The sequence below is a fragment of the Lysobacter sp. CCNWLW3 genome (genome assembly GCF_036697405.1).
In the GTDB taxonomy this organism is placed as follows: Bacteria; Pseudomonadota; Gammaproteobacteria; order Xanthomonadales; family Xanthomonadaceae; genus Lysobacter.
In genome coordinates this window covers 1105719-1123416 of sequence record NZ_JBAHWA010000001.1, presented here as the reverse complement: position 1 = coordinate 1123416, position 17698 = coordinate 1105719, and the positions used below count along the sequence as shown (strand labels likewise).

The window sequence follows — 17698 nt, the reverse complement described above, 5'->3', positions numbered from 1 at the left end:
ATGGGTGCGCTTGTCGGCGAACCAAACGTTCGCGATCCGCTCACCTCAGGCATGCAGCGAATCTCGCGCGTGGACAACCGCTTGACCAAGGTCCTGGCTCCTGTGCTCATGGGCGGGGTCTGCCTCGGCACGATCGCCGCGATGGCGTCCAGGGATGGTCTGCCGTGGTTGCAGGTGGCCCCCATCCTCGCCGTGTTCGCCACGGCGATAGGCTGGTTGGGTTGGAGATTGCAGCGGCAGATGGCGGACGAGGTCTGGGACGACGGCGAGCGTCTGCTCGTGCGACGCTCAGGCATCGATATCAGCTTGCCGCTGACCGAGATCATCAAGGTGGAAAGCCGGGGGTTGCGTCATTCGCCGACCGTGAGCTTGCATCTGCGCGACGGCGGCAAGATCCTGTTCTGCCCCCGCGTCAATCCGCCGGCTTCGTATTACTTCGCAGGCAACCTGGTGGCCGACGATCTGTCCGGACGCGTGCTGACCACGAACGAGAAAGCAATCCGCTCATGACCACCCTGTACGGCTTGAACAACTGCGACACCTGCAAGAAGGCCCGCAAGTGGCTGGACCGCTTCGGCGTCGCGCACAGCTTCGTCGACTATCGCGACAACCGGCAGGCGCCGGAAACCCTGCTGGGCTGGCGCGACCAGCTCGGCGGCTGGGACGCGATGATCAACAAGTCCTCGACCACCTGGCGCACCTTGCCGCCGAACCGCAAGGAACCGGCCTCGGACGCGGAGTGGAAGCTGTTGCTCAAGGAGTACCCGCAGTTGATCCGGCGCCCGGTCGTGGTGACCGATGACGGCAAGGTCACCCAGGGCTTCAGCGACAACGGCTTCAAGCAGCGCTTCGGGATCGGTTCGTGAGCGCGGCGGCCGCCAGCGCGGTGTTGGCCCTGACCTGCGACCTGATCGCGCGTCCCTCGGTCACGCCCGACGACCTGGGCTGTCAGCGCCTGATCGCCGAACGCCTGGGCCAGGCGGGTTTTGCCTGCGAACATCTGCGCTACGGCGAGGTCGACAATCTCTGGGCCGTGCACGGCGATGGCGCGGGGCCGACCCTGGTGCTGCTGGGCCATACCGACGTGGTGCCCTCCGGCCCGGTCGAGGCCTGGGCCAGCGATCCCTACCTGCCCGAGATCCGCGACGGCGTGCTGTACGGCCGCGGCGCGGCCGATATGAAGGGCAGTGTGGCCGCGTTCGTGGTCGCGCTGGAGCGCTTCGTCGCCGCGCATCCCCAGCACCCGGGACGCGTCGCCTTGCTGCTGACCTCCGACGAGGAGGGCGACGCCATCGACGGCGTGCGCCGCGTCGCCGACGGCTTTCGCGCGCGCGGCGAGCGCATCGACTGGTGCGTGACCGGCGAGCCTTCGTCGACCGCCAAACTCGGCGATCTGCTGCGCGTCGGCCGTCGCGGCACTTTGTCGGCGACCTTGAACGTGATCGGCGTGCAGGGCCATGTCGCCTACCCGGACAAGGCGCGCAATCCGATCCACCAGGCCATGCCGGCGCTGTCGGAACTGGCCGCGCGGCGTTGGGATGAGGGCTACGAGACCTTCCCGCCGACCAGCTTCCAGATCAGCAACGTGCATGCCGGCACCGGCGCCAACAACGTGATTCCGGGCGAGCTGCAGGTGCTGTTCAATCTGCGCTACAACCCGAGCTGGAACGCCGAGGCGCTGGAGCGCGAGTGCGAGCAGGTGCTGCGCGCGCACGGCCTGGAATACGAGTTGCGCTGGTTCCGCGGCGGCGAGCCCTTCTACACCCCGGAGGGGCCGCTGCGCGCGGCCGCGCGCGAGGTGCTGGCGCGGTTCGCCGGCGCCGCGCCGGAAGAGAGCACCGGCGGCGGCACCTCCGACGCGCGCTTCATCGCGCCGCTGGGCGCGCAGTGCATCGAGATCGGCCCCATCAACGCCAGCATCCACAAGGTCGACGAGAACGTGTCGGTGGCCGATCTGGAGGCGCTGCCGGATCTGTACCTGGCCTTGATCGAGCGGCTGCTGGACCCGGCGTCGTAGTCGTCCGACGCTGCCGATGAGGCGCGCTGCCGGGGTGGTGGCGCGCCAGCTGTGGTGTCCCACCCAATCGCGGCTTGCGCCGCTCCCACAGCAAGCAAGCGCCACCGGAAGCCCACGACATGGCGGGACGCCGCATGGTCCTTTGAGGGGCGCCAAGCGTGGTGTCCAAATCGCGGCTCACGCCGCTCCCGCATGAAGCGAACGCCGCCGCTCTCTGTGAGAGCGGCGTCCCACGGGGATTTCCTTCGGTCATAAGCCGCGATCGCGCCACTGCGCACGACCGCGCTGTTCCCAAGGCGCCACGCCTCAACGCGGCTTGAGCGTCAACCGATACCGCGTCGCCCCCGGCAGGAAGGGCGAGGCCCGCCCCTGCACCCAATCGTCGTGGCCCGCGCCCCAGTACGGCGACAGCGGATGCCCGCTCTGGCCGCCGGGCATGTGGATGATGCCCTCGGCCTCGTGCCCGGGCGCCACCACCATGCGCTCGGAGGCGCCGAAATCCTGGCGCTGCACACGCGGCATGGCGACGTCGCCGGGCAGTTCGTCGGCGGGCATGCATAGCGCCGGCTTGGCGAAGCCGGGCAGGGCGCGCGACAGCGGATGGCAGATCGCGGCGGTGTTGCGTTCGCCCCAGCGGCGCTGCGCCAGCGGCCCCTGCTTGGCGAGATCGTCGCGGACCTGGCGCGCGGCATCCTCGAACAGCGCGTCCCAGCTCGGATAGCGCCGCGGCAGCAGATGCGCCGGGCGCCGGCTGACCAGCGGCCAGGCCACGCCTTCGAACTGCGGTAGTTCGGGCATTTCGAAATCGCGGCCCTGGCGCACGCGCGCCGGCGCGGTCAGGCCGTCGATCAGGCGGTCGTGCACGGCCAGGCGCCAGGAACGCACCACCCGATAGCTCACCGATTCCGGCACCGCGCGGCCTTCCCAATGCGCGGACGCGGCGGCGAGTTCGCGTAGCGCGGGCGCGTCCTTGGCCTGTGCGGCCCGATCGCGCAGCAGGGTCCACCAGCGTGCGAGGAAGATCGCGCGGTCGTCGAGCTGGACCCGCAGCAGATCGCGTTCGTCCAGACGCGGTTTGCTCATCAGGTCGTCGCGAATCTGCCGCGCGCGCGCGCCCAGGACCAGGCCGCCGTCGCCGATGCGCGCCAGCTCGGCGCCGTCGAGGGTGCGCGAGTTGGCGGTCCACAGGCGCCCGCCCGGTGGGTCGATCAGTTGCGGCGCGGTGTCGGTGCGCACGGCCCAGGGCGGGCAGGCCGCGGCCGCGTCGGCGGCCAGCGGCACCGCCGGGGTGCAGGCCGGCGCGCGCTGCGGGATCGGGCCGAGCAGGCGCCAGGCGATCCGCCCCGAGCGGTCGCCGACCACCAGGTTCTGCACCGGCAGGGCCACGTCCTGCGCATCGCGCAGGGCCTCGTCCAGCGACTGCGCGCGGGTCAGCCTGGCCAGGCCCAGGTTGAGCCCGCCGGGCAGGTGCGCCGACCAGCGCAAAGCCAGCGCGCTGCCGTCGGGGTTGTCGTGCATCAGCGGGCCCCAGGCGGTTTCGCGCACGCGCAGTACGCGCGCCGCCTCGCCCTTGACCTCGATGCGTTCCTCGTAGGTGCGCAGGCCGGCGCAGGCCTTGGGCGCGGCGCCGGCGCAGCCGGGCGCGATCGCCCAGTCCAGCCAGTCGCCGTAGCTGTTGGTGAAGCCCCAGGCGATGCGGCCGTTGCTGCCGACCACCAGCGCGGGCAGGCCGGGTAGGGTGAAGCCGCCGGCATCGATGCGGCCGCCGGGCACGCGCGCGTCGGCGTAGCGCAGGCGCGCGCGGAACCACAGGTTGGGCGTGCGCAGGCCCAGGTGCATGTCGTCGGCGACGATGGCGCGGCCGTCGCGCGTTCGGCTGCCGGCGACGGCGAAGTTGTTGCTGCCGACCTCGTTGCGGCGCGGTACTTCGGCCAGCGGTTGGTCCGGCGCGGGCAGCGCGCGCAGGTCCAGGCTCGCCGCATCCGGCAGCACGGCGTCGCCGCGGGCGTTGCCGAACAGCGGCGCGTCCCAGGTGCTGCCGTCGTGGGTCAGCAGCGCATACAGGGCCGGCGGCAGGGCCGGGCGCAGCTTCCACAGCGCGCGTTCGCGCAGGTTGTCGGCGTCCTGCAGGTCGAAGTACATCGCGTAGCCGACCAGGGCCGAGTCGGCCAACTGCCAGCGCTGCGGTTGCGTGCCCAGCAACAGATAGGGCCAGGGCCGGGCGCGCAGCGCGCCCAGGCCGTCGTTGACGCCGTCGGTGTAGGCCTGCAGCAGCGGGCGTTGTTCGCCGGCGAAATTCTGCAGCTGTTGTTCGGTGCGCGCGCGCAGGCGGTGGATGCGCCGGCGCTGGTCCACCTCGACCGCGATCGGTCCGAACAGCGCCGACAGCTCGCCGGCCGCGGTGCGGCGCAGCAGGTCCATCTCGAAATAGCGTTCCTGCGCGTGGACGTAGCCCAGCGCGCGGATCGCATCGGTCTCGTTGGCGGCGTCGATGGTGACCACGCCCTGCGCGTCGCGCTGCACGGTCACCGGCGCCGACAGGCCCTGCAGGCTCAGCTCGCCCTCCAGTTGCGGCAGGCTGCCGCGCATCAGCCACCAGGCGCCCGCGACCGCGAGCAGTGCCACCACCCCCAGCGCGAGCAGGCCGCGCTTGATCCATTTGGCCATGAGTTCCCTCCGCGGCGCAGCTTAGCCGATTGGCCGGCCGGTTCCGGGGCCGCGGAGGTCCGCGGGAGGCGGCCGCGGCGGGGGCGCTTGCAAACCGTCCCGGCCTCAAGCAGGATCGAGCCATGTCCCGCCCCTTCGCCACCGCCCTGATCCGCAGCGCCGCCCTTCGCGGCCGCGCGGCCGTGGCTGCGTCGAACAATAACAATCGCAATAACGCCAGCCTTCCGCGGGCCGGCGATTAGCGCGCGCAACACACGCTCAATCGCTCAAGAAGCCCGCGCCGAAAAGCGCGGGTTTTTTGTTTTCTGGCCCCGAGAAATTCCCACCGCCCTGTCCGACCTCCTGGAGATTCCCCGATGTGCTCGATCCTCGGTCTGTTCGACCTCCGCCCCGGCGCCGACCTGAGACCGCTCAGGCCGCTGGCCCTGTCGCTCTCGGCGCGCCAGCGCCATCGCGGCCCCGACTGGTCCGGCGTCAGCGCCGAGCCTCGCGCGGTGCTGGTCCACGAACGCCTCGCCATCGTCGACCCCACCGGCGGCTCGCAGCCGCTGCGTTCGGCCGACGGCGAGCTCGCGCTGGCGGTCAACGGCGAGATCTACAACCACCGCGAGCTCGAGCAGCAGCTGGGCGCCCCCTACGCGTTCCAGACCAAGTCCGACTGCGAGGTCATCAACGCGCTCTACCGCGAGGGCGGCGATCCGGGCGAGCTGCTGAACCGCCTCAACGGCATCTTCGCCTTCGCCCTGTGGGACGCCGCGCGCGGGCGTTACCTGATCGCGCGCGACCCGATCGGCGTGTGCCCGCTGTACTGGGGCCACGATGCCGACGGCCGCCTGTGGGTGGCCTCGGAAATGAAGGTGCTGGCGCGTCTGTGCGACGACGTCGCCGCGTTCCCGCCCGGCCACTACTACGACAGCGAGGTCGGCGTGCCGGTGAAGTACTACCAACGGCCCTGGCGCGACTACGAGGCCACGCGCGGCGTCGAGGTGGGCAAGGAAGAATTGCGCACCGCCTTCGAGCGCGCCGTGCACCGGCAGATGATGAGCGACGTGCCCTACGGTGTGCTGCTGTCGGGCGGCCTGGATTCCTCGCTGGTGGCGGCCTGCGCGGCGCGGTTCGCGCGCCGGCGCATTGAGGAGGACGATCAGGCCGAGGCCTGGTGGCCGCGCCTGCACTCCTTCGCGATCGGCCTGGAGGGCTCGCCCGACCTGGCCGCGGCCGAAGTCGCGGCCGCGGCGCTGGGCACCGTGCACCACGGTTTCACCTACACCTTCGAGGAAGGCCTGGATGTGCTGCCGGACGTGATCCAGCACATCGAAACCTACGACGTCACCACCATCCGCGCGTCCACGCCGATGTTCCTGCTGGCGCGGCGGATCAAGGCCATGGGCGTGAAGATGGTGCTGTCCGGCGAGGGCAGCGACGAGATCTTCGGCGGCTACCTGTACTTCCACAAGGCGCCCAACGCGCGCGAGTTCCACGAGGAACTGGTGCGCAAGCTCGACGCCCTGCACAGCTACGACTGCCTGCGCGCGAACAAATCGATGATGGCCTGGGGCGTGGAGCCGCGGGTGCCGTTCCTGGACGTGGAGTTCCTGGAGGTGGCGATGCGCATGGACGCGCAGGCCAAGATGGCCGGCCAGGGCCGGATCGAGAAGGCGGTGCTGCGCGAGGCCTTCGAGGGCTATCTGCCCGACGAGATCCTGTGGCGGCAGAAGGAGCAGTTCAGCGATGGCGTCGGCTACGGCTGGATCGACGGCCTCAAGGCGCATGCCGAAGCGCAGGTCAGCGACCGCGACCTGGCGGCGGCGCCGGGTCGCTTCCCGATCAACCCGCCCCAGACCAAGGAGGCCTACTACTACCGCTCGATCTTCGAGCGCCACTTCCCGGGCACGGCCTGCGCCGAGACGGTGCCGGGCGGTAAGTCGATCGCGTGTTCGTCGCCGGCCGCGATCGCCTGGGACGCCGCTTTCGCCAACGCCGCCGATCCGTCCGGGCGCGCGGTCGCCGGCGTGCACCAGTCCGCATTGGCCTGAGCCTTCGCCCACCCAGCGGGCGCCGTCGGAGCGGCCCGATGCCGCGACGATTCTGCGCCGACCCGGTGACGGGCCGCGCAGCGCGCCGTAGACGCTCGGGTATCATCGAAAGCCTCTACCGAGCCGGGCTGCGCGAATGGATAGACGCCGATTCCTCGCCGCGGGCGGATTGACGGCGGTCTTGCCGGCGCTCGCGCAGGCACCGACACCGGCGGGTGCGGATGCGGACGCCGGCTTGTTCAAGGACGTCAATTTCTACGACGACGGGCTCAGCCTGACGCCGCGCGAGTACGCCGTGCTTTTGGAGCGCATGGCCTCCGGCGCCGGCATCCAGAACGACAACTACTCCAACGGCGGCATCGTCGCCGACCTGGAGGCCCGCTTCGCCAAGAAGCTGGGCAAGCCCGCGGCGATGTTCGTGCCCACCGGCACCCTCGCCAATCACATCGCGCTGCGCAAGCTGGCCGGCGCCGATCGGCGCGTGCTGGTGCAGGCCGAAAGCCATTTCTACAACGACAGCGGCGACTGCGGCGAGATCCTCAGCGGGCTCAACCTGGTGCCGCTAGCGCCGGGAGGCAGCACCCTCACCGCCGAACAGGCGCGCGAGTGGGTCGAGCGCTCCGCCGGCGGACGCGTGCCGCTCAAGGTCGGCGCGATTTCGATCGAGTCGCCGGTACGCCGGCGCGATCATGAAATGGCCGATTACGACGAACTGGTGCGCCTGAGCCGCTACGCGCGTGGCGAAGGCATCCGCCTGCACCTGGACGGGGCGCGACTGTTCAACCTGCCGTATCACTCCGGGCACAGCCTGCACGAGTACGCGGCGTTGTTCGATACCGTGTTCGTATCGCTGTGGAAGCACTTCAACTGCGCTTCGGGCGCCATCCTCGTCGGCGAGACCGACTTCATCGAAGGGCTGTACCACACGCGGCGCATGTTCGGCGGCTCGCTGCCGCAGGCCTGGCCGGCGGTGGCGGTGGCGGCGCAGTACGTGGACCGCTACGAAGCGGACTACGCGCAGTCCTGGCAGGCGACCGACCGCCTGATAGCGCTGCTGGGCCGGGACCGCCGCTTCAAGCTGCGCAAGCTGCCGTCCGGAACCAGCCGTTACTTCATGGCGGTGTCCGGCGACGCACAGGGATTTCGCGAGCGCGCCAGGCAACGCGGCCTGTTGTTGTCGCGGCCGCATCCGCAGACCGGCGAGTTCGCGATGCAGGTCAATCCCAGCGTGCTGCGCTCCAGCCCGGAGACGATCGCGCAAGGCCTGGCGGACGCGGCCAAGGGCTGATCCGCAGCCGCAAATGAAACGGGCGCCGCGATGGCGGCGCCCGTGGGTGGCGAATCGCGCGACGGCCGCGATGCATCGCGGCGCCGACGCGCTCAGCGGCGCGTTACAGGCCGCAGCCGACCCAAGTGCGTTCCAGGGTCTTGTATTCCCAGTTGCCATTTGGGCAATGCACGCTGACCACGGCGTTGCCGGCCAGCTCGCAGGTCGCGCTGCGGAACGCCATCTTGGTCGCGCTGGCCGCCGCCGCCGGATACGAACCGTAACCCTCGAGATTCTGGTCGTTGGTGGTCCAGGCCGAACTGGCGTTGGCGCGGTGCGAAGCGCCGGCGTAGACGGCGTAATACGGCGGGGGCGGCGGGAACGGGCTGAACGGTTCGCTGACCACGTTGGCCTTGGCGGTCACGGTGGCGGTAGTGCCGGTGTTGCCGAAGTCCAGCGACATGACGGCGTAGTAGGCGCCGCTGCAGATGGAGATGCGCTCGCTGGCATCCGGCGGCGGCGTCGCCGCGGCGATGGAGGGCAGCAGGGCCGCCGCAAGCAGGGCGAGACTGGGATTGGAAAGCTTCATGGACGCAGATCCTTGCGTTCTTGGTGGGATAAAGCCGGCGCAGGGCCTGCCCGAGCAGCATGGGCGGGCCGCCGCCGGCGGCAACGACGACCGGGTGGCCGTCGTCGTCAGTGTCCGGTCGGTCCAGGCGCGCGTCATCCGCATTCGTCGCGCCATACCGTGTTTCGTCGCATTGCGTGCGCGCTGTGGGTGGTGTCGCAACCGAAGATTGCGATGGCCGGAACGAGCCGGCACGGCGCGATGGCGGCCGCGTTTCGCCTCCGCCGCGGATGCCCCTTGTCAGCCGACTCGGTCGGTCTTGCGTTCCAGCTCAGTTGCGATCGAGGCGGTAGACCACCGTGTTCAGCGCGGTCACGCCCTCTTCGACGAAGCTGGGTTGCTGGGCGAGGATGTCGCGGCGCTCCAGGGTCAGTACGCGCCAATCGCGGGCGTAGCGCTGGCGCACCTCGTCCTCGCCGACGTGGAACGGCGGCCCCTGCTTCTCGTGCTGCGGATACTCCAGGGTGATCAGCAGGCCGCGACAGCCGCTGGGCAGGCGCGGGTAGAGCTCGCCCGCGTAGCGCTCGCGCAGCGGCGCGGGCAGGGCGATCAGGGCGGCGCGGTCGAACACCGCCGTGCAGTCGGCCAGCAGTTCGGCATCCAGGGCGAAGGCGTCGCCGCAGATCAGTTCGATCGCGCCGGCCCGGTAATGGCGGCCGTAGCGCGTGTCCTGCGTTTCCGGCTGCAGGCCATGCTCGGCGAAGAATTCCTCGACCGCGATCCGCGACAGTTCGACGCCGAGCACGCGATGGCCTTGCGAGGCGAACCAGGCCATGTCCAGGGTCTTGCCGGCCAGCGGCACGAACACCCGGCCGGCCGGCGCCAGGCCCAGCGACGGCCAGTGCTTGAGCAGCAGCGGCGACGGCCGGTCCTGATGGAAGCCGATCTGCTTGTCCTGCCAGCGCTGGTGCCAGAACTCCGCTTCCATCTCGCTACCTCACTCCACCGACAGGCCTTCGACCTTCTGCCAACCGCGCGGCAGCAGGCCGCCGCGGGTGGCGCGCGCGCCGACGTAGGCGTCCAGGTCCTTCCACGACAGGCTCATGCTGCGGGTGCCGGAGCGGACGCTGAGCGTGGTCCCGGGCGCGACCACCGCCACCGCGACCACGCGCTCGGTGCCGAGCTTGGCCTTGGGGATGTCGATGATCTTGTTGCCTTTGCCCTTGTCCAGCTCGGGCAGCTCGGACACCGGGAACGCGAGCAGGTGGCCGACATTGGTCACCGCGACCACGCGGTCGGCCTCGACCGCGCCGACCGCGGCCGGCTGCAGCACCTTGGCGTTCGGGGTCAGCGACAGCATCGCCTTGCCGGCCTTGTTGCGGCCGGTGAGGTTCTCGAAGCGGGTGACGAAGCCGTAGCCGTGGCTGGAGGCGAGCACGAAGCGGCTGTCGTTGTCGCCGCTGGCCAGGGCCTGGAACGAGGCGCCGGCGGCGGGCGAGAAGCGCCCGGTCAGCGGCTCGCCGTTGCCTCGCGCCGAGGGCAGGCCGTGGACCACGGTCGAATAGGCGCGGCCGGTGGAATCCAGGAACGCGACCTGCTGGGTGCTGCGGCTCTTGACCGAGCCCAGCAGGCCGTCGCCGTCGCGGTAGCTCAGGGTGGCCGCGTCGATGTCGTGGCCCTTGGCCGCGCGCACCCAGCCCTTCTCGCTGAGCACCACGGTCATCGGCTCGCTGGCCACCAGTTCGGTTTCCGACAGCGCCTGGGCGGCGTCGCGCGCGACCAGCGGCGAGCGGCGGGCGTCGCCGAACTTCTTGGCGTCGGCCAGCAGTTCGTCCTTGACCAGCTTCTTGAGCTTGGACTTGCTGCCCAGGGTCGCGATCAGCTTCTCGCGCTCGGCGGCCAGTTCGTCCTGTTCGCCGCGGATCTTCATCTCTTCCAGGCGCGCGAGCTGGCGCAGCTTGGTCTCGAGGATGTAGTCGGTCTGCTCCTCGCTGAGGCCGAAGCGCGCCATCAACACCGGGCGCGGTTCGTCCTCGGTGCGGATGATGCGGATCACCTCGTCCAGGTTCAGGAACGCGACCAGCAGGCCTTCCAACAGGTGCAGGCGGCGCTCGACCTTTTCCAGGCGATGGGTGAGGCGGCGGGTCACGGTGTCGGTGCGGAACACCAGCCACTCGCTCAGCAGCGCCTTCAGGCCCTTGACCTGCGGGCGGCCGTCCAGGCCGATCACGTTGATGTTGACGCGGTAGCTCTTTTCCAGATCGGTGGTCGCGAACAGATGGCCCATCAGCTGCTCGGCGTCGACCCGGTTGGAACGCGGCACCAGCACGATCCGGGTCGGGTTGGCGTGGTCGGACTCGTCGCGCAGGTCCTCCAGCCAGGGCAGCTTCTTGGCCCGCATCTGCTGGGCGATCTGCTCGATGATCTTGCCCGGCGAGGCCTGGTAGGGCAGCGCGGTGATGACGAAGTTCTGCGCTTCCTTCACCCAGGTGGCGCGCGCGCGCACGCTGCCCAGGCCGGTTTCGTACATCGCCATCAGGTCGGCGCGCGGGGTGATGATCTCGGCCGTGGTCGGGTAGTCCGGGCCCAGTACGTGCTCGCACAGGTCGCGGGTGGTCGCGTCCGGGTCGTCGAGCAGGCGCACGCAGGCGCTGACCACCTCGTTGAGATTGTGCGGCGGCACGTCGGTGGCCATGCCGACCGCGATGCCGGTGGTGCCGTTGAGCAGCAGGTGCGGCAGGCGCGCCGGCATCCAGGTCGGCTCTTCCAGGGTGCCGTCGAAGTTAGGCACCCAGTCGACCGTGCCGTGGGCGAGTTCGCCCAGCAACACCTCGGCGATCGGGGTCAGTTTGGATTCGGTGTAGCGCATCGCCGCGAACGACTTGGGATCGTCGCTGGAACCGAAGTTGCCCTGGCCCTCCACCAGCGGGTAGCGGTAGGAGAACGGCTGGGCCATCAGCACCATGGCTTCGTAGCAGGCGCTGTCGCCGTGCGGGTGGTACTTGCCGATCACGTCGCCGACGGTGCGCGCGGACTTCTTGGGCTTGGCGCCGGCATTGAGGCCGAGCTCGCTCATCGAATAGATGATGCGGCGCTGGACCGGCTTGAGGCCGTCGCCGAGGAAGGGCAGGGCGCGGTCGAGCACCACGTACATCGAGTAATCGAGGTAGGCGCGCTCGGCGTACTCGCGCAGCGGGATCTGTTCGAAGCCGTGGAACACCGGACGTACGGAATCAGTCATGGAACGCAATCAACTCGCTAAGGCGTGACCTCGCGATTCTACCCGTCGCTGTGCCGGGCCGGAGCCGCGATCTCGTCCTTGTGTCCGCGCGCGATGCCGCGCGTGCGCGGCGCGGCAAGGGTTCGCGGCAGGCAAGGCCAAGCGGGCGAGGCGCGCGCGCCGGCCCGGGCCGGCGGCAGGGCCGGCCTTGCCGATTTCGGCGTTGGGCCGGCGTTGTGACAAAACCGTTGACAGCCGCCTCACCGCAACGCAACATACGCCTCCTCGCAGCGCCCCACGGCGTTGCGACAGGCCCAGGTGGCGGAATTGGTAGACGCACTAGTTTCAGGTACTAGCGGGTAAAACCGTGGAGGTTCGAGTCCTCTCCTGGGCACCACTCTTCAGAACAACCCCTGAGAAATCAGGGGTTTTTCGTTTTCAGGGCCGGCTCCGGCCCGATTCCGCGGCCGCCGCGAGCGCAGCAGCCGTGCGGGCCCCGCCTCCGGCCGCAGCCTGGGCTTCGATGTCCTTCGAACCGTCGCCGATCCGGCCGGCCTAGACTCGGCCGGCGCAGGCCCCAGCTTCGATTTCCGCGTCTCCCGCCCGGGAACGCCGGCGCTTCCAAGCGGTCGCTCGATGCCGGTCGCTGCACTCCACGCAACACGCGGTCCTGCGCCGTCGCTCCCCGCGGCATCGCATCGCCTTCCAGGCCGCCGCGCGCCCGTCGCCGGACACCCACCCTTCCGATCCCGCGCCGCTGCGCGAGGTCGCCGCTATGCCGAGTCTGTACGCATGCGTGGCGTCGAAATCTGCCTCGCCCGCGCCGCATCGCTCGTTTCGAATCACCCACGATTCCGCACAGGAGTACGCCTCTGACACAGCCTCCCACGTCCATCGCCATCGGCGCCTGCACCCGCGTCGATGCCAGTCCCGCCGCGATCTGGAACTGCCTGATCGACATCGCCTGTTGGCCGCAATGGCACGACCGGATCTCGGCCTCCAACTTATTAGGCCCGGCGCAGCCCGGCACCGCGCTGCACTGGCGCGAACACGAGACGCTCTCGCTCGCGCGCCTGACCTGCGTCGAACCCGGTCGCAGGCTCGAATGGGACCTGCTGCAAGGGCCCTGGCCCGGCCTGCACCGCTGGCGCATCGAGGAAAGCGCGGGTGGCGCGCTGGTCTGCCACGCCCGCAGCCTGGCCGCCGCCCCGGACCAGGACGTCGCACGGCTGCGCGAGCGCCTGCTGGCCGCGGTCAACGACTGGAACGACCGATTGCGGGCGCGCTTCAAACACAGCTAGTCGCACCGATGGGCACCACGCCCTTCGATTCACCGCAAGCTCAATCGCCTGCACGCCCGTGCAGGCTGGGCGGCACTGTTCTTAGGATTATTGAGGCGGAGCCGCATACGGTTCCGAGGCGCGAGTCGAGAGCCACAAGAACAGCGGAATGTTCGATCGATGCGTCCGTCGCAAAGCCTGGACGATGCTGTGCCTGGCCGGATTGGCTTTGTCGGGTAGTGCGTGCTCGGCGCAGAACGAGCGGCCTGCTGCGACGGCTGCGGCGGACGCCGGCGCCGATCCGTTCGCGGGCGATTGGGGCTTTAGTACGCGTTGCTGCAAGGGCACTACGTCGGCATCGATATCGCCCGCGACGGTGAAGGGCATAGCGGAAGCTGGAGCGACGGCACCGATACTCGCGGGTCGGATGGGCTACTCGAGGGACGAGTGAGCGACGGCAAACTCGTGCTTGAGCTTTGCAGCAAGTACGTCGAGTCGGGCCGCTATGCGCCATGCCCGAAGTACGAAGGACGAGTCGGTTGCTTCGAGCGCCGTGGCGATCGGCTGGTGTGGTATCGCCGGTCCGGCGACGTAATCGACGAGTACGGTATTTTGCACCGCGAGCCAATCGCAGCCCTCGGTCCGGAAGGGATTTGCAACGAATAAGTGACCGCGAACGGCGAGGCCCATGCGTTCGCGATGTACTCGCCGCCCGGCGAGCGCGGCCCGCAATCCACGCCCAGGTCGAGGCCAACCAGGCCGCGCGCGTGCCGGCCGCGCAGAGCTTCGAGCAACTGGCCCAGGTCGGCGCGCAGCAGAGCCAGCAACAGACCCAGGGCCTGGGCGGTCCGGATGCGCCGGGTCGCGGCGGGCAGCGGATGGGCTGAGCCCGGCCCGTTTCGCGGCCCAGCTCCGTCGCGGCGGCGGGGCGCGCAGGCCTGGTCGCTGCCCGGCCGACGACGCTGCGTTCATGGCGATGTGCGACCATGCCGCGATGAGTAAGAAGACCCCGGCCGGGGGCAAGCCCGGCAAATCCACCCGCGCAGCCAGCGCGAAGGCCGGCGCCAAGCCGGCGAACACCAGACAAGGCGCCGGCAAGCCCGGTGGCGGCAAGAAGAGCTCCGCGCCGCGGCCGCCGTGGCTGCCCGAGAGCCTGCAACACGGGCCGCCCGGCAAGGGCGGCAAGCGCGGCAAGGCCGATGCGGCAACGCCGTCCGCGCCGCGCGCGCGCAACGCGCCGCCGGCCTACAACGACCCTTACGCCGAGCGCGAAGCCAGCCGCTACGAGCAGCCCATCGCCAGCCGCGAGGCCATCCTGCAACTGCTGGCCGCGGCCGACGGCCCGATGCGCGCCGAGGCCCTGGCCGAGACCCTGGGCCTGAGCGCGCCGGACCGCTTCGACGCGCTCGGCAAGCGCCTGGCGGCGATGCTGCGCGAAGGCCAGCTGCTGCAGAACCGCAAGGGCGAGTTCGCGCCCGCCGCGCGCATGGACCTGATCCCCGGTGTGGTGATCGCCAATCCCGACGGCTTCGGCTTCCTGCGCCCGGAAGCCGGCGGTGGCGACGACCTGTTCCTGCCGCCGTTCGAGATGCGCAAGGCCATGCACGGCGACCGCGTGCTCGCCAGCGTCACCGGCGTCGACCGCCGCGGCCGCCGCGAGGGCGCGATCGTCGAAGTGCTGGAGCGCCGTCTCAACCGCCTGATCGGCCGCTTCACCGTGGAGTCCGGCATCAGCTACGTCGTGCCCGACGACCGCCGCATCCAGCGCAATGTGCAGATTCCGCCGGACGCGCGCCTGGAAGCGCAGAACGGCCAGTTGGTGGTCTGCGAACTGGTGCAGGCGCCGGACGCCAAGCGCCCGCCGATCGGCCGCGTGCTGACGGTGCTGGGCGAACGCCTGACCGCGTCGCTGGCGGTGCAGGCCGCGATCCACGGCCACGAACTGCCGCACGAATTCCCGCAGGCGGTGCTCGACGAAGCCGCCGGCGTCGCCCTGACGGTGCCGCCGGAGCTGGCCGCGCAACGCGTCGACCTGCGTTCGACCCCGCTGGTCACCATCGACGGCGAGGACGCCAAGGATTTCGACGACGCCGTCTATTGCGAGCCCAACCGCGACGGTTTCCGTCTGGTGGTCGCGATCGCCGATGTCTCCCATTACGTCCGCCCCGGCACTCCGCTGGACGAAGAGGCCACCCGCCGCGCGACCTCGGTCTACTTCCCCGGCTTCGTCGTGCCGATGCTGCCGGAGACCCTGTCCAACGGCATCTGCTCGCTCAAGCCCAAGGTCGACCGGCTGTGCTTCGTCTGCGACATGCAGATCGATCGCGAAGGCCAGGTCACCGAGTCGAAGTTCTACGAAGCGGTGATGAACTCGCACGCGCGCCTGACCTACACCCAGGTCTGGAACGCGGTCGGCGAGGGCATCGAGGCCGAGGCGCGCGAGGACGCGCTGGCCCAGATCGGCTCGCTGCTGCCGGACGTGCAGCGCCTGCACCAGCTCTACCGCGTGCTGTCCAAGGCGCGCCGGCGCCGCGGCGCGATCGAGTTCGAATCCAGCGAAGTGCGTTTCGTGCTCGACCAGCGCGGCGAAGTGGTGCAGGCCGGCATGCTCCAGCGCAACGACGCCCACAAGCTGATCGAGGAATGCATGATCGCGGCCAACGTCGAGGCCGCGAAGTACCTGATCGGCGCGCACGTGCCGGCGCCGTACCGCAACCACGAGCGCCCGCCGGAGCAGAAGTACGCCGACCTGCAGGAGTTCCTCAAGGAGTTCAAGCTGCGCATGCCGCCGTGGCCGCAGGTGCAGCCGCGCGATTTCACCGAACTGCTGAAGAAGGTGCGTGAGCGCCCCGACGCGGCCCTGATCGAATCCGTGCTGCTGCGCAGCCAGAGCCTGGCGGTGTATGCGCCGGACAACCTGGGTCACTTCGGCCTGGCGCTGGAGGCCTATGCGCACTTCACTTCGCCGATCCGCCGCTATCCCGACCTGCTGGTGCACCGCGCGATCAAGTACGCGCTGGGCGGCGGGCGACCGGACCAGTTCCTGTACTCGCCGCGCGAGATGGCCGCGCTGGCCCTGCAATGCTCCGAACGCGAACGCCGCGCCGACGAGGCCGAGCGCGAGGTCGACGAGCGTTACCGCGCGGCCTGGATGGAGCAGCACGTCGGCGGCGAGTTCGAAGGCACCATCAGCGGCGTGACCAGCTTCGGCCTGTTCGTGGAGCTGGACGAGTCCAAGGTCAACGGCCTGATCCACGTCACCCAGCTGCCGCACGACTATTACCACTTCGACCCGATCCGCAAGACCCTGCAGGGCGAGCGCACCGCGCGCGAATTCCGGCTGGGCGACCGGGTCGCGATCGTGGTGATGAAGGCCAGCGTCGAGGACCGCAAGATCGACTTCAAGCTGGTCGAGGACCGCGGCGCCAAGGCGCCGCCGCCGCGCGGCCAACCGGCCAAGCGCAGCAAGCAGAAGTACTGAGCGGCTGACGAACTTCGGGACCGCTGTTCGCGCACCCCATGGCCCCCTTTGAAGAGGGGGCCAGCGCCCGGCGCCGGCGCCGATGTGGCCTGGCACCGTGGCGCGGGGGATTTGCATGGCCGGCGAAGGTGAAAGCAACAGCAACCGCAAATCCACCCTAACCCCCATTTTCAAAGGGGGGGGGACCGATTCGAAGGGGTGAGGTAGGGCCGGGAGCAGGCTTCGGGGGCGCCGCTGGCTTAGAATCTCACCCCCTGTCCTCCCGCCGCCTGGGCCTATGCCCGGCCAGCGCTCGCTCCCGTCTACGGAACCCCCATGAGCCAGAAACAATGGATCGCCGGCATCAACGCAGTCTCGGCGGCGATCGAGCACGACGCCGATAACGTGCGCGAGGTGCTGATCGAAGCCGGCGCCAAGAACCCGCGCCTGGCCGAGATCGAAAGCAATGCGCGCCGCGTCGGCATCGACGTGCGCAAGGTCGCCAGCCAGGCCGTGGACGGCGTCGCCGGCGGCCTGCGCCACCAGGGCGTGGTCGCGCGCTACGCAGCCGCCAAGACCTGGAGCGAGAACGAACTGCAAGGCCTGATCGAGGCCGCCGAGGGCCGCGCGCTGGTGCTGATCCTGGACGGCGTGCAGGACCCGCACAACTTCGGCGCCTGCCTGCGCAGCGCGGCCGCGGCCGGCACCACCGTCGTCATCATTCCCAAGGACCGCGCGGTCCAGGTCAACGCGACCGTGCGCAAGACCTCGGCCGGCGCCGCCGACAGCGTGCCGATCATTCCGGTCACCAATCTCGCGCGCACCCTGCGCGAACTGCAGGAGCTGGGCGTGTGGCTGTACGGCCTGGCCGGCGAAGCCGAGGCCTCGTTCTACGGCATCGACCTGCGCGGCAACGTCGGCCTGGTGTTGGGCGGCGAATCCGACGGCATGCGCCGGCTGACCCGCGAGAACTGCGATCAGCTGGTCAAGATCCCGATGCCCGGCGGCGCCGATGGCTCCGCGGTCGAGAGCCTGAACGTATCCGTAGCCGCGGGCGTGACCTTGTTCGAAGCGGTGCGCCAGCGCCTGGCCCCCGTGAAATAATCCACGAACAAGCAGGAAGCGGGGACGACCCCGCCTCTCCAGTCGCCCGGGGACGGCCCCATCGCGAAAGGAGACCTGC

At 70.0% G+C, this 17698-nt stretch carries 12 protein-coding genes and 1 tRNA gene; 9 read left to right on the top strand and 4 right to left on the bottom strand.

Going from position 1 to position 17698, the window contains the following annotated elements; all coding sequences use genetic code 11:
• Genes V1318_RS04960 through dapE form a run of 3 tightly spaced genes read left to right on the top strand, consistent with a single transcriptional unit; the run spans position 1 to position 2017 of the window.
• On the top strand, positions 1–510 hold the full coding sequence (locus tag V1318_RS04960) for a hypothetical protein (RefSeq protein WP_332938217.1): 510 nt from the start codon (positions 1–3) through the stop codon (positions 508–510).
• Positions 507–866: a Spx/MgsR family RNA polymerase-binding regulatory protein gene (locus tag V1318_RS04955; protein WP_332938216.1), complete on the top strand. Its 360-nt coding sequence runs from the start codon at positions 507–509 to the stop codon at positions 864–866. The genes V1318_RS04960 and V1318_RS04955 overlap by 4 nt, the downstream gene beginning before the upstream one ends.
• Positions 863–2017, top strand: coding sequence for a succinyl-diaminopimelate desuccinylase (gene dapE / locus V1318_RS04950; RefSeq protein WP_332938214.1), 1155 nt, complete (start codon positions 863–865; stop codon positions 2015–2017). Before V1318_RS04955 ends, dapE begins: the two co-directional genes overlap by 4 nt.
• 306 nt (positions 2018–2323) lie before the next feature.
• On the opposite strand, the gene V1318_RS04945 is transcribed toward dapE, so the two are convergent.
• Entirely contained in the window at positions 2324–4684 is a 2361-nt protein-coding gene (locus tag V1318_RS04945; RefSeq protein WP_332938213.1) for a penicillin acylase family protein, read from the bottom strand.
• A 356-nt stretch (positions 4685–5040) separates the two neighbouring features.
• Between V1318_RS04945 and asnB the strand changes: the two genes are divergently transcribed.
• Both asnB and V1318_RS04935 read left to right on the top strand, forming a co-directional pair.
• A complete protein-coding gene (gene asnB / locus V1318_RS04940; RefSeq protein WP_332938212.1) occupies positions 5041–6720 on the top strand; it encodes an asparagine synthase B in 1680 nt (559 codons plus the stop codon).
• Positions 6721–6856: 136 nt separating this feature from the next.
• Positions 6857–8008: a beta-eliminating lyase-related protein gene (locus tag V1318_RS04935; RefSeq protein ID WP_332938210.1), complete on the top strand. Its 1152-nt coding sequence runs from the start codon at positions 6857–6859 to the stop codon at positions 8006–8008.
• Positions 8009–8111: 103 nt separating this feature from the next.
• Here the strand turns inward: V1318_RS04935 and V1318_RS04930 are convergent, their stop codons facing one another.
• The 3 genes from V1318_RS04930 to parC all read right to left on the bottom strand — a co-directional run bounded on the left by V1318_RS04930 (position 8112) and on the right by parC (position 11796).
• Positions 8112–8576, bottom strand: coding sequence for a hypothetical protein (locus V1318_RS04930; protein ID WP_332938208.1), 465 nt, complete (start codon positions 8574–8576; stop codon positions 8112–8114).
• A 310-nt stretch (positions 8577–8886) separates the two neighbouring features.
• Complete coding sequence (locus tag V1318_RS04925; RefSeq protein WP_332938205.1) at positions 8887–9543, bottom strand: thiopurine S-methyltransferase; 657 nt, start codon at positions 9541–9543, stop codon at positions 8887–8889.
• A 9-nt stretch (positions 9544–9552) separates the two neighbouring features.
• Positions 9553–11796 (bottom strand): DNA topoisomerase IV subunit A, encoded by a 2244-nt coding sequence (gene parC, locus V1318_RS04920; RefSeq protein ID WP_332938204.1) that lies wholly within the window; start codon positions 11794–11796, stop codon positions 9553–9555.
• 291 nt (positions 11797–12087) lie between these two features.
• On the opposite strand from parC, the gene V1318_RS04915 reads away from it, so the two are divergent.
• The 4 genes from V1318_RS04915 (at position 12088) to rlmB (ending at position 17619) form a co-directional block, all read left to right on the top strand.
• Positions 12088–12172, top strand: a tRNA-Leu gene (locus V1318_RS04915).
• A gap of 1330 nt (positions 12173–13502) precedes the next feature.
• Positions 13503–13721: a hypothetical protein gene (locus V1318_RS04910; RefSeq protein WP_332938202.1), complete on the top strand. Its 219-nt coding sequence runs from the start codon at positions 13503–13505 to the stop codon at positions 13719–13721.
• A gap of 328 nt (positions 13722–14049) precedes the next feature.
• Positions 14050–16536, top strand: coding sequence for a ribonuclease R (rnr, locus tag V1318_RS04905; RefSeq protein WP_332938201.1), 2487 nt, complete (start codon positions 14050–14052; stop codon positions 16534–16536).
• A 315-nt stretch (positions 16537–16851) separates the two neighbouring features.
• On the top strand, positions 16852–17619 hold the full coding sequence (rlmB, locus tag V1318_RS04900) for a 23S rRNA (guanosine(2251)-2'-O)-methyltransferase RlmB (protein ID WP_332938199.1): 768 nt from the start codon (positions 16852–16854) through the stop codon (positions 17617–17619).
• Positions 17620–17698: the final 79 nt, after the last annotated feature.